General features: G+C 67.4%; 13 protein-coding genes. 11 read left to right on the top strand and 2 right to left on the bottom strand.

Going from position 1 to position 12,548, the window contains the following annotated elements; translation table 11 throughout:
* The first annotated feature begins 20 nt into the window (after positions 1-20).
* Both nth and EB836_RS01195 read left to right on the top strand, forming a co-directional pair.
* Positions 21-827 carry an endonuclease III gene (nth, locus tag EB836_RS01200; protein ID WP_240689528.1) on the top strand — a complete coding sequence of 269 codons (807 nt, stop codon included), beginning with the start codon at positions 21-23 and terminating at the stop codon, positions 825-827.
* Positions 824-1,555 (top strand): CoA pyrophosphatase, encoded by a 732-nt coding sequence (locus EB836_RS01195; protein WP_135537284.1) that lies wholly within the window; start codon positions 824-826, stop codon positions 1,553-1,555. Before nth ends, EB836_RS01195 begins: the two co-directional genes overlap by 4 nt.
* Before the next feature lie 68 nt (positions 1,556-1,623).
* On the opposite strand, the gene EB836_RS01190 is transcribed toward EB836_RS01195, so the two are convergent.
* Together EB836_RS01190 and acs are read right to left on the bottom strand one after the other, a co-directional pair.
* A complete protein-coding gene (locus tag EB836_RS01190) occupies positions 1,624-2,031 on the bottom strand; it encodes a phage holin family protein (protein WP_135537283.1) in 408 nt (135 codons plus the stop codon).
* 165 nt (positions 2,032-2,196) lie between these two features.
* Positions 2,197-4,134 (bottom strand): acetate--CoA ligase, encoded by a 1,938-nt coding sequence (gene acs / locus EB836_RS01185; protein WP_135537282.1) that lies wholly within the window; start codon positions 4,132-4,134, stop codon positions 2,197-2,199.
* 338 nt (positions 4,135-4,472) lie between these two features.
* Here acs and EB836_RS18100 point away from each other — a divergent pair, with 338 nt between their 5' ends.
* The 9 genes from EB836_RS18100 to EB836_RS01140 all read left to right on the top strand — a co-directional run bounded on the left by EB836_RS18100 (position 4,473) and on the right by EB836_RS01140 (position 12,545).
* Positions 4,473-6,971 (top strand): hypothetical protein, encoded by a 2,499-nt coding sequence (locus EB836_RS18100; RefSeq protein ID WP_167854308.1) that lies wholly within the window; start codon positions 4,473-4,475, stop codon positions 6,969-6,971.
* A gap of 245 nt (positions 6,972-7,216) precedes the next feature.
* Positions 7,217-8,224: a septum site-determining protein Ssd gene (gene ssd / locus EB836_RS01175; RefSeq protein ID WP_135537281.1), complete on the top strand. Its 1,008-nt coding sequence runs from the start codon at positions 7,217-7,219 to the stop codon at positions 8,222-8,224.
* Positions 8,221-9,393: a TadA family conjugal transfer-associated ATPase gene (locus EB836_RS01170; protein WP_135537280.1), complete on the top strand. Its 1,173-nt coding sequence runs from the start codon at positions 8,221-8,223 to the stop codon at positions 9,391-9,393. The genes ssd and EB836_RS01170 overlap by 4 nt, the downstream gene beginning before the upstream one ends.
* Positions 9,390-10,082 carry a type II secretion system F family protein gene (locus tag EB836_RS01165; protein WP_135537279.1) on the top strand — a complete coding sequence of 231 codons (693 nt, stop codon included), beginning with the start codon at positions 9,390-9,392 and terminating at the stop codon, positions 10,080-10,082. Before EB836_RS01170 ends, EB836_RS01165 begins: the two co-directional genes overlap by 4 nt.
* The gene (locus tag EB836_RS01160; RefSeq protein WP_240689527.1) at positions 10,082-10,690 is read left to right on the top strand and encodes a type II secretion system F family protein; all 609 of its coding nucleotides are present in this window, start codon (positions 10,082-10,084) and stop codon (positions 10,688-10,690) included. Before EB836_RS01165 ends, EB836_RS01160 begins: the two co-directional genes overlap by 1 nt.
* Before the next feature lie 71 nt (positions 10,691-10,761).
* Complete coding sequence (locus EB836_RS01155) at positions 10,762-11,364, top strand: GNAT family protein (protein WP_135537278.1); 603 nt, start codon at positions 10,762-10,764, stop codon at positions 11,362-11,364.
* A 228-nt stretch (positions 11,365-11,592) separates the two neighbouring features.
* Entirely contained in the window at positions 11,593-11,838 is a 246-nt protein-coding gene (locus EB836_RS01150) for a DUF4244 domain-containing protein (protein ID WP_135537277.1), read from the top strand.
* Positions 11,839-11,844: 6 nt separating this feature from the next.
* Entirely contained in the window at positions 11,845-12,231 is a 387-nt protein-coding gene (locus EB836_RS01145) for a TadE family type IV pilus minor pilin (RefSeq protein ID WP_135537276.1), read from the top strand.
* Complete coding sequence (locus tag EB836_RS01140; RefSeq protein WP_135537275.1) at positions 12,228-12,545, top strand: Rv3654c family TadE-like protein; 318 nt, start codon at positions 12,228-12,230, stop codon at positions 12,543-12,545. The genes EB836_RS01145 and EB836_RS01140 overlap by 4 nt, the downstream gene beginning before the upstream one ends.
* The last annotated feature ends 3 nt before the right edge of the window (positions 12,546-12,548 follow it).

Genomic DNA, 12,548 nt, shown 5'->3' with positions numbered 1-12,548 from the left:
GATTAGGATGGTGAGCCGTGTTGACGGTGGCAGAGAAGAGCGCGCGGAAGTTCGCGAAGGAGACCCCGCTGGGGCGGACCCGCCGAGCCCGGAAGATCCATCGGATCCTCGCCGAGGTGTATCCGAACGCACAATGCGAACTCGACTTCGAGACCCCGTTCCAGCTGCTCATCGCCACCGTCCTGTCCGCGCAGACCACCGACATCCGCGTCAACGCGGTCACCCCGGGTCTGTTCGCCGCCTTCCCCGGCGCCCATTCGCTGGCCGTCGCGAATCTCATCGAGGTCGAGGAGCACATCCGCTCCACCGGCTTCTATCGCGCCAAGGCCCGCAACATCGTCAGACTCGCGAACGAACTCGTCGACGAATACGACGGGGTGGTGCCGAACAAGCTCAGCAAGCTCGTCGAACTCGCCGGGGTCGGCCGCAAGACCGCGAACGTCGTCCTCGGCAACGCCTTCGACACCCCCGGCCTGACCGTCGACACCCACATGGGTCGGCTCGCCCGCCGCTTCGGATGGACCGAGGAGACCGACCCGGTCAAGGCCGAACATGAGATCGCCGCCCTGTTCCCGAAGAAGGACCTCACCCTTCTGTCCCACCGGGTGATCTTCCACGGCCGCCGCATCTGCCACTCCCGCAAGCCCGCCTGCGGGGCCTGTCCGCTGGCGGCCCTGTGTCCTTCCTTCGGAATCGGCGAACTCGACCCCGACAAGGCCCGCGCCATGCTCAGATTCGAAATGGCCCCGGAAGCCACCGTCGCCGAGGCGACCGCCCCGGCAACGACAGCCCGGACCACTGCCGACGCTTCCGAGGACGACCAGTGAGCACCGGCATCCCGGACCTGCCGCCGGAGTCCGCGACCATCGCCGACGGGGCGCTGCGCGGTCAGCTCGAAGATCTCGCGACCTCCCACGGTTCCCCTCTGTGGCTGCGCAGGCAGAAGAGCTCGCAGGCGGGCCAGGTCAGAGATGCCGCCGTGCTTATGCTCTTCGGCCGCGGGGGAGCACCCCGCACCGAGGCGGGTGAGGCCGAGACCGCGCGCCTGGCCGAATTCGGGGTCGATGATGTCGACATCGTGCTCCTGCAGCGGGCCGCGACCCTGCGCCATCATCCGGGGCAGGTGGCCTTCCCGGGAGGTGGACGTGACCCGGAGGACGATTCCATGGCCGCGGCCGCCCTGCGTGAGGCTGAGGAGGAAGCAGGGATCGCCCCGACCACCGTGGAGGTCCTCGGACAGATGGACCCCCTCTACATTCCCGTCTCGAAGTTCGAGGTCACCCCGGTCATCGGCTACTGGCGGCGGCCGGGTGCGGTGCAGGTGATGGACGAACGCGAATCCTATTCCGTCTACCGTGTGTCCATCGCTGATCTCGTCGCTCCTGCCAACCGCGGCACTTTCACCCGTCCCGACCTCAAGATCTCGACTCCGGCCTTCGATGTCGGTGTGCTCAAGGTGTGGGGCTTCACTGCCGGCATCCTCGATTTCGCGCTTGACCACCTCGGCTGGGCCGGGGACTGGGACAAGCAAGCGCCCATCGGCATCGATTTCTGAAACAGAGACAGAGACGGCGCTGGACTTCAAGTCCAGCGCCGCCTCAGTGTTTCAGTGATGGAGTGGTGTCAGTACCGGGGGCCCGAGGGGTTCTTCAGTGCGCGCTTGACCGAAGCGATGAGCGATTTGGCCGAGCCGATCGCGGTGCCCGGCACCGGATTGCCCTTCTTCAGCAGAGGGAGGGCGACGAGGACGAGGACGATCGCGAGAACGGCGAGGATGCCGAAGACGATGAGGAAGCTTCCCCACCACGGCCAGCCGAGTCCCTCATGGAACGCAGCCGCACCGGCGAAGATCACCATGAAGGAGGACAGGAAGAGGAAGAACAGGGCGACGATGGCCAGGCCGGCGCCGATGCCCAGGTTCTTCGCCCCGGCAGTGGCTTCGGCCTTGGCCAGAGCAATCTCTTCCTCGGCGACTGCTTTGGAGTCGTCGCTGATGCCTTTGATCAGTTCGCTGATCGACCGTTCGGCCATGGGGAGCTCCTATATCGAGAACGAGGACAATCTAACTTAAGAGTAGTCTGAAGGCGCCCTGCGGCCAAAGGCGAATCGGCGAGAATCCGAGGAAAACCCGCCGGATCCAGGCCGGAACGTTCCTCGAGAACGTCCGCTGTCACCGGCGGGTCTGCCCTGAATGTCTCAGGAGTTCGCCACCGACTTCTCGATGCCATCCATCACCGAGGCATCGGCGAGCGTCATCGTGTTGCCGACCTCCCGGTTCTCTGCGACGTCCTTGAGCAGACGGCGCATGATCTTTCCCGACCGGGTCTTCGGCAGGTCGGTGACGATGTGGACCTTCTTCGGCTTCGCAATCGGGCCGATGTCCTTACCCACATGCTGGCGCAGCTCCTCGGCCGTCTCAGCGGAATCCTCGACGCCGTTGGAGACGATGACGAAGGCGACGACGGCCTGACCGGAGGTGTCGTCCGCAGCGCCGACGACAGCCGCCTCGGCGACCTTGGAATGAGCGACGAGCGAGGATTCGATCTCCGCGGTCGACAAGCGGTGCCCGGAGACGTTCATGACATCGTCGACGCGGCCGAGGAACCAGATGTCGCCGTCCTTGTCGCGGCGGGCGCCGTCCCCGGCGAAATAGGTGTCCTCGAACCGTGACCAGTAGGTCTCCTTGAAGCGCTCCGGGTCTTTCCAGATGCCGCGCAGCATCGCCGGCCACGGCTGACGGATGACGAGGAGACCGCCCTCGGGGCCGGCCGGGTTCTCACCCGAATCGTCGACGACGTCGACGGAGATTCCAGGGATCGGGCGCTGGGAGGAGCCGGGCTTGGTCGAGAGCACTCCGGGCAGGGGAGCGATCATGTGTGCGCCGGTCTCCGTCTGCCACCAGGTGTCGACGATCGGGCAGCGCTCGGCACCGATGACACGGTGGTACCAGCGCCAGGCTTCGGGGTTGATCGGTTCGCCCACGCTGCCGAGCAGGCGGAGGCTGGACAGGTCGTACTTCGCCGGGATGTCCTCTCCCCACTTCATGAAGGTGCGGATAGCCGTCGGTGCGGCGTAGAGGATCGTGGCCTTGTACTTCTCGATGATCTCCCACCAACGGCCCTGATGCGGGGTGTCGGGGGTGCCTTCGTAGACGATCTGGGTGGCACCCGCGGCCAGTGGGCCGTAGGTGACATAGGAGTGCCCGGTGACCCAGCCGACGTCGGCGGTGCACCAGAAGACATCGGTCTCGGGTTTGATATCGAAGACGGCCTTCATCGAGTACAGCACCTGGGTGAGGTAGCCGCCCGAGGTGTGGAGAATGCCCTTCGGCCGACCGGTCGTGCCGGAGGTGTAGAGGATGAACAGCGGGTTCTCCGAGTCGAAGAATTCGCATTCGTGCTGGTCGCTGGCCTGACCGACGGTGTCATGCCACCACTGGTCCCGGCCGTCGACCATGTCGACGTCCTGACCGGTGCGCTGGACGACGAGGACATGCTCGACAGGGGTGTCGCCGGCGGACAGGGCCTCATCGACGGCGGGCTTGAGGCTGGTGGGTTTGGCGCGGCGGTAGCTGCCGTCGGCGGTGATGACCACGCGGGCCTCTGCGTCGATGATGCGCGAGCGCAGAGCGTCGGCGGAGAATCCGCCGAAGACGACCGAATGGGCCGCGCCGAGGCGGGCGCAGGCGAGCATCGAGATCATCGCTTCGGGGATCATCGGCAGGTAGATGGCCACCCGGTCTCCCGCTTTCACACCCAGGTCCGTGAGTGTGTTCGCCGTCTTCGACACCTCGGCGAGGAGTTCGGCGTAGGTGTAGGAGCGGGAGTCGCCCGGTTCGCCTTCGAAGTTGATGGCCACACGGTCGCCGTTGCCGGCGTTGACGTGACGGTCGAGGCAGTTGTAGGCGACGTTGAGCTTGCCACCGACGAACCATTTCGCGAACGGCGGGTTCGTCCAGTCGAGGACCTCACCGAAGTCGGCGTTCCAGTCGACGAGCTCACGAGACTGTTCGGCCCAGAAGCTCAAGTAGTCGGCATCGGCACGTTCGTACTCGTCGGCCTTGACATTGGCACTGGCCGCGAACTGCTCAGGCGGTGCAAAGGTCTCGGTCTGCTCGGCAGTGGTTTCGGTCATTCTTCCCTCCGACATCTTTGGTGGATCGAAATTCTAGTTGCACTGTATACCCGCAGACGGGGACGAAGACGGGCAGTTTCGGCCGATGAACGGTGGAATCGGGGGTAGCCATGACGACAATTGCGTGGTATAGGTCACAGGCAAGCCGGTGTGGTCGACGAGGACGGTGGGCCGCCTCGGCGAGGGGACGAGGACGGATCCGAGTGCAGTTCAGTATGCGCAGATGAGTGCGCAGGCACCCTGTGTTCTGCAAGGATGGGGGGCAGAGTCTGTCGGGATTCGTCCCGTGCAGGCACCGCAACACTGTTCCTTTTCCCCAAGATCGAGTGGAGTGAGCGATGAGTTCGCCGCAGCATCCAACCGGGTCCGGGCCGCATCCGTGGCAGGATCAGCCCCCGCAGCACCCAGGCCAGAACGCACCGCAGGCCGGCGGCCAGCCGCCCGTCTACGGATCAGGTCCAGGGCCGGTCGCCTCCGGACCAGGTCAGGCCTACGGCTCCGCACCCGGGCCCTACGGTTCCGCCCCCGGCCCCTATGGTTCCGCACCCGGCCAGAACGCCGCGGCACCGGGACCCTATGGTTCGGCCCCGGCGCCGGCACCGGCACAATACGGTTCGGGCCCTGGCCCATACGGCTCGGCACCCGGACCCTATGGTTCGGGTCCTGGACCCTACGGTTCCGCGCCCGGACAGTTCGGTCAGGCTCCTGCACCCAAGCAGAAGACCGGCCCGGGTCTCATCGGTCCTCTGACTCTGCGGGACCTCTTCCTCCTGTTCGCCGGTCTCCTCGCGTTCATCGCACTGTTCGTGCCCAATCGCAGCGATTTCTATTTCGGGTACTCTCACACCCTGTGGCACTGGCATATCACCACAATCGGCCCGCTCGTCTTCGAGGTGCTGGCGATCCTGCTGATCGTCGCGGCCGTACTCGTCAATAAGCTCGGCAACGGTCGGATGCGGGTGGGCTCGCTCAGCCTCGATCAATTCATCTCGGCGGTATCGGCTGTCGCGTTCGCCTTCGCGTTCGTCGATCTGATCACTTCGGTCATGTTGTGGCACGTCGGCGCCTACTTGACGTTCTTCGCCGCGCTGATCGCCTTCTTCGCCGGCGTCTTCACGATGATCCCCTTCTTCGCTCAGGAATTCGCCGTTCGCGAAGCCATCGAAACCCATCCGAAGGCACGTCCCGTCTCCAAGCACACGCCGCATCCGGCGCCGGTGGCCAATGTTCCCGGCGGCAACGCCGGCGGCCCCGGGTTCGCTCCTTACGGTTCGGCTCCTGCCGGGGCAGGTCAGCCGGGATTGGGTCAGCCCGGACAGGGTCAGCCGGGACCGGGCCACCCCGGAGCAGCCGCATTCGGTGCACCCGGTCAGCCGGGTCAGGCCGGTCAGCCGCATCAGACCGGAGGCGACCAGTTCGGTCAGAACCAGTTCGCCGCTTCCGGGCAGCCCGGCCAGCAGCCGGACCAGCAGCAGTTCGGGCAGCCGGACCAGCCGCGGTTCGGGCAGCCGGACCAGCCGCGGTTCGGGCAGCCCGACGAGGCGCAGCAGCCCAACCCCTATGCGCCGCCGCAGCAGCAGGACGCTGAACGTTCGGGCAATGCCTTCGCGGCCTCTCCGGAGCATTCGAACGCTGACGGACCGGTCCACAGCACCGGCGACGGACAGACCTACCTCGGCCGTCGAGATTCGCACGCTCCGCAGCACTCACAGAGCGAGCCGACTCAGACCTTCGGCGTCGGCGCCGGCCACGATCAGAGCGAGGCCCGTGCTGACCAGCCGACAGAATCCGGTGACGAGACGCATTCAGGCGCCGGGGCAGCGGCTGCCGGCGCCGGTGTGATCGGTGCCGGCGCTGCGGCGGCCGGGGTCGCCGCAGCGCACTCGGACTCCGAGCGTCGCCGCGGCCGCCACGCCGCACCGGACTCAGACACTGCTGAGACGAACGAGGCTCAGGGCTCCGCCGAACCCACTGCGACCGCGGACTCCGCCCCAGTGTCGGAGGACGAGGCACCGACGGTCGTCTCGCCGGCGGAGAGCAGCGACCTCGTGTCGAAGGTCAACGCCAAGACCTCGGACACGAACGTTGGAACTGCCGAAGACGCGGCCATCGACGGAGGAGACACCGGAGCGAAGCCCGTGACGGACTCCTCGTCCGATTCCGCCTCCGAGTCTCCGTCAGGCTCCGCACCGCAGTCCGGCTCCGCAGAGCAGGCGGACTCCCCGCAGGAGTCGACCGAGCAGCCGTCTCCGACATCACAGTCGGAGTCGGCTTCACAGCCGGCCGGCGCCTCTGCGTCGGACGCCGCCGAGGACAATGCCAACATCGGGGTCTCCGAGGCGACTGCAGTGAACACCCCAGCCGGTGAGGACGTCGTCCCTGCGGCCGACGGGACCGCCACCCGTTCGGAGCGCACCGAGGCTCCCGAAAGCGAAGAGCCGACGCAGTACGTGCCCGTCGCCAGCTACCGGAACCGTCCCGAGGCCGAGAACCCGGCGAACTCGGGATCGGACCGCACGGACGACGACACCGTGGCTCAGACCGCCATCGACAATGAGCCGGTTCCGGCCGATGCCGGCCAGGGCGGCACCCACGCGGGCCAGGGCAACGACCAGGGCAACGAGCAGGACGGCGGCCGCACCATCGTCCAGGCGTTCTGGTTCGCCGTTCCCGAGCCGCGTGAAGCCGTGGATCCGACGACCGGGCTGCCCGTGTTCACGATCTACCCGGGCGACTGGTACCTCAGCCTCGAGGACAACGGTTCCTGGTTCAAGGTCCGCGACACCGACGGCAGCGAAGGAATCCTGCGCAACATCGAGGGAATCCAGCGCGGCTGAACCGGTGCGCATCCACTCACACACCGGTGCTGTGGATGAAACACGGACCGGCCGGCGCCCCCGGGCCCGGCCACGCGTGACCGGCTGCTTGGCGCAGCACGGCTGACCTGGGCGATGACCCCAGCGGCACCGACAGGGGCGCCTCCTGTGACTCGAACTCACAGGAGGCGCCCCTTCGCCATCCCATCCACAGGAGGTTCTTGCGGCCTGGTCGGTGCCCGCGTGCTGCGGGCAGGCTTCACGCCATGCAGGTAGCCCTCATCACCGACCTCGGCGCGATCACCGAAGAATGCGCCCGCGTCGCCGAAAGCATCGGCATCGCCCTCACCGTTCTGCCACCCGACTCCGGAGGCTGGCAGTCAGCGTCACTGATCCTCCTCGGCGAAGACGTGCGAGAAGCTCCTGCCACCGACCGCGCCGACAAAATCCTCGTCGTCCTCGACGGTGACGAGCCCGGTTCGACCTGGGCGAAGGCGGCCCACCTCGGTGTGGACCAGCTGGCGGTGCTGCCCGCGGCAGCAGAATGGCTGAGCGGGCGGATGATCGCGGCCATCGAACCTCCCAACGTCCCAGGCACCACGGTCGGCGTCGTCGCCGGCTGCGGGGGAGCCGGTGCCTCCGTGCTCGCCTGCGCCCTGGCCAGAAGAGCCGGGACCGATGTCAGCACCGTCCTCGTCGATGCCGACCCGCTCGGCGGCGGACTCGACCTCGTCCTCGGTGCCGAACAGGTGCCCGGGCCCCGCTGGACCGACCTCAGCGCCTCCCGCGGACAGCTGCGTCCGTCGACGCTGGCCGACGCTCTGCCCCGCCACGAAGGCCTCGCGCTGCTGTCCTGGGGACGTGACGACACCGTCGACCTCGACCCGGACGTCTTCGACGACTTCCTCGCCGCTGCCGGTCAGGCCTTCGACCTCGTCATCGTCGACCTGCCCCGCCACGCCCCACCGCAGTGGACCCGCCGCTGCCACCATGTCCTCCTCGTCTCCCCGGCGCGAGTCCGCTCCGCCGTCGCCTCCTCCCAGGTGGCGAAACGGCTGTCCCACGCCCACCCCGATGTCCGCCTCGTCGTCCGTGAGACCGGGGCCGGCGGCCTCGACGCCGACCTCCTCGCCGACTCGATCGGACTGAACCTGGCCGGAAGCATTCGTGACGACCGAGGACTATCCGCCGCCGTCGACCGCGGGGAGGGCATCCCCGGCGGCGCCCACCTCGGCCGCCTCGTCGACCGTCTGCTGGGGGAGTGGGTGGAATGAGCGAATGGCTCGATGCCTCCCTCGTCGCCGATGTCCGCAAGACCCTGCTCGACAAGCCCGGGCCGGTGACCACGGCCGCCGTCGCCGAGGCGGTCCAACGCACCGGACGGGTGCTCGGTTCTGCCGCCCTGCTCGAACTCGTCACTCGGCTTTCGGCCCAACTGTCCGGTGCCGGGCCCCTGCAGGCCGTGCTCGAGGTGCCCGGCACCACCGACGTCTTCGTCAACGGACCGCGGGAGATCTTCTCCGACACCGGTGACGGACCCCGCCTGCTCGACCTGTCATTGGGGTCCGAAGACGAAGTGCGATCCCTGGCGGTGCGTCTGGCGGCACTCGGCGGGCGCCGCCTCGATGACTCCAGCCCCTATGTCGATGTCCGCCTGCCCGACGGGGTGCGGATGAACGCGATCGTTCCGCCCATCTCCGGGGAGACCACGACGATCTCCTTCCGCGTGCCCAAACGCTCCGGGTTCCCCTTTTCTCAGCTGTGCGCAGAGGGATTCGTCCCCGACGAGGTCAGCCCCCTGCTCACCGAGGCGGTCACAGCACGGGCGAACATCCTCATCTCGGGCGGAACGGGCACGGGGAAGACGGTCCTCCTCGGCGCTCTGCTCTCCCTCGTCGAAGACGTCCAGCGCATCGTCATCGTCGAGGACTCCCGGGAGCTCATCGTCACCCACCCGCATGTCGTTGCGCTCGCCGCCCGGCAGGCCAATGTCGAAGGCGGTGGCGAGGTGACCATGGCCGATCTTGTGCGCAACGCCTTGCGGATGCGACCCGACCGCCTCGTCGTCGGCGAGTGTCGCGGGGCGGAGGTGCGAGACATGCTCACCGCACTCAACACCGGACACGAAGGCGGGTGCGCGACGATCCACGCGAACACCGCCGATGCCGTGCCCAGCCGAGTCGCCGCACTCGGCGCCCTGGCGAAGATGACGCCGGAGGCGGTGTTCTCCCAGTTCTCCACGGCCATCGACCTCGTCATCCACCTGCGCCGGACCGGTTCCCACCGCGGTGTCACGGAACTCGCGATCCCAACCCGCACCGGAAGCACCGGTGTGGTGATGGAACCCGTGTGGGGCCGACCGTCGCCGTCATCGTCGGGGACGGCCAACCGGCGCGCCTTGGCCCGGTTCGAAGCCGTGCTCGAACAGAAGTCCGCGGGATGATCATCGCCACCGCCGTCCTCGTGGCCCTGGGCATCGTTTTGGCCGCGCCCTTGGACGCGGGTGCGCGGCTGCGTGAACTGCTCCACCCCGCCGCCGAGACCGAACCGCGACCGACAGCGACCGGATTCCTTCGCCGAGGCGGCCGGGCACCGGATGCGCGGACCGATCGATTGTGGGCGATCGCGGCCGTGGAGAACTGCGCCCACCTGCTCAAGGTGGGGATGACTCCACAGGCGGTGATCGTGACATTGAGCCGGCAGAACGATGCCTTGGCACCGATTGCGCGGGCGATCGGCCTCGGGGAGGAACCGGGCCGTGCCATCGCCGCCCACAGCACCGACCTTCCCGGCCCCGCCGCCGAGGTGCTCTCCGGCATGGCGGCGGTGTGGACGGTGTCCGAACGTTCCGGAGCACCCGCAGCCGAGATGATTCTGCGCTACGCCGCCGCCCAACGCGACGCTCTCGACGCCGAACGCGAACGCCGGATCGCCATGGCCGGACCGAAGTCGACGGTGCGGGTGCTCAGCTGGCTGCCGCTCATCGGCATCGGCCTGGGTCTGCTCATCGGGGTCAGACCCCTCGAACTCATCACCGGGCTGCCGGGACAGCTGAGCATCGGCGCCGGTCTGGCCCTGTATGTCCTCGGCCGGTGGTGGATGCGGACGATGATGCGGCGAGCCCAGAGGTGATGATCATGCTGCCCGTGCTCACCGGAGTCTTCATCGCCCTGGCGGTGCTGCTGTGGGCGGGCTCGACCGACCGCCGCCTGCGCAGCCTCCTCGGTGAGCCGGGAAAGGAACAGGATCCCACCATCACCGAGGCGGCCCCCACCGAACCGGGGGCTGGGCACTCCCGTGCGGGGACTGCTCGTGCCGTCGCCGATGACCAGCTGGCCTTCGATCTCGATCTGGTCGCGATCTGCCTGACCTCGGGCCTGCCGATTCCCGTGGCGCTGACGCTCACGGCCGAAGCGACCGGCGACCGGTCGGGTCTGCGGCGGATCGGGCGGGCGATGACGATCGGCGGCCGCAAACTCGCTGACGACGACCGGCTGCTGCCGGTGCTCGAGGTCTTCGAATTCTCCGAACACTCGGGCGTCGGGCCGGCACCGCTCATCGAATCCGTGGCCAAGGAGCTGCGGGCATCGTCACGCCGTCGCCGGCAGGAAGCCGCCGCGGCTCTGGGCGTGCAGCTCGTGCTGCCGTTGGGTGTGTGCATCCTGCCGGCATTCCTGCTGCTGTCCGTCGTCCCCGTCGTCATCTCCCTCCTCTCCGACATCACGACCGTGTTCTTCTGAACGGCCGGATCTTCGGTCGCAGCCGGGGTGGTGAGTTGGTGGCTTTCAGGGTCGACCGATAGGGTCGACGAATGGCACCGGTCACACCTTTCAACCAGCTGTCCAATGTCGAACAGGCGGAAGAATACGCCGAAAATCTCTTCGTCGGTCGCTCCGTGCGACTGCGACCTCTGCGAGAGGACGATCTTCCCTACCTCGAACAATGGTGGTTCGACCCCTCGATCGTCGTGTTGCAGAACCACACGGTTCTCCCACGACCCGAAGGCGGAGTCTCCGAGCAGTTCTCTCAGTGGAGCGCGAACACCTCGAGCGAGGCGGTCGGCTTCAGCATCGAACTGACGGAGACCGAGGAGTTCGTCGGGCACGTCACCCTCTATGGTCGCAACCCGATCAACCAGTCCGCGACACTCGCCATCGTCCTCGGCCCCGAATTCCACGGCCGCGGCTACGGTTCGGACGCTGTGCGATTGGCTGTCAGCTACGGTTTCCTGCAGCTGGGACTCAACCGCATCGAGCTGCAGACCTGGGCGTTCAACACCCGCGGCATCGCTTCCTATACGAAGGCCGGGTTCGTCGAGGAGGGGCGTCGTCGCGAGGCAGTGTTCTTCAACGGTCGCCGTCATGACGAAGTGATCATGGCCATCCTCAGAGACGACTGGGCCGGAAACACCTGAACCACCCGTGCACCGACCCGGCACCGGTCCCGGTGCGGACCTGCTGGTCGTCACGCCACTTCGGCGCCGATGACTGTGGACGGCCCGGCCACTCGTCCATGATCTCCCTGTGGACGGCGGCACGGTTTCCACAGGGAAGATTTCGACCCTCGACATCGCTGCCTCCTGGCTCCCAGGCTGAAGTTCCGCTCGCAGAGTGCGAACGGGTCTGCTGCCAAGGAGGAGAGCATGAGCACCACATCCCCGCCCCCGGAAACCGACGGCCCGCCCGTCGACCGGATCGACTCGGTCGATGACGATGAGAGCATCGAACAGTTCTGGGAGGCCGACACCGGAGCGACCACCGCCGAGTACGCCATCACCACACTGGCCGCCTGCGGATTCGCGGCGCTGCTCGTCGTGATCCTCAAGTCCGAACCGATCAAGGAACTCGTCACCGGGGTCATCTCCTCGGCACTCGGGCTGGGAGCCTGAGCCGAGATGGCACGCGGACGCTCCCGTCAGCGACACCGGGACCACGAGCGCGATGAGGGAACGGCAACGGCGGAATTCGCTGTCGTCCTCCCCGCCGTCGTGCTCCTGCTCGTTGTGCTCACGGGAGCTGCCGCGATCGGATTCTCCCAGCTGCGCGCCTTCGACGCGGCACGCTCGGCGGCCCGTGAGATCGCCCGGGGCGAACCCCAGGCGGCTGTCATCGCCGAAGCGAAGAAGCACGCCGGCAGCTCGGCGAATGTCGCCGTGCGCGCCGATGGAGGCTATTCGGTCGTCACGGTCACGATTCGCCTGCCTGCCGCGATCTTCTTCCTCGACACGGTCGATGCGAACGCCACCGCCCGATACGAAGGAGATCGGAGCGGGCCGTCATGATGAACATCGTCGTCGGACTCTGCTCGATCGTGCTCGTCCTTGTCACTGCCGTCGGCAGCCTCTCCCAGGCGTTCGCCGCCTACAGCCAGGCACAGAACGCCGCGGACCTGGCGGCGCTGGCCGCTGCAGACGCAGTGCGCGGACTGGCGACCGGCGAACCGTGCGAGATCGCGAAGGAGGTGGCCGAACGCAACGGCGGGTCGTTGAGCGACTGTGTGGCGTCGCTGAGTGAGCAGTCGGCGTATGTCGCTGTCGAAGTCGACATCCCGGGCCCGCTGCCGAAGGTCAGGGAGAAAGCCGTCGCAGGAAGATAGGAC

The sequence above is a fragment of the Brevibacterium sp. S111 genome (assembly GCF_004745075.1).
In the GTDB taxonomy this organism is placed as follows: Bacteria; Actinomycetota; Actinomycetes; order Actinomycetales; family Brevibacteriaceae; genus Brevibacterium.
This window is presented reverse-complemented; position numbering and strand designations above follow the sequence as displayed.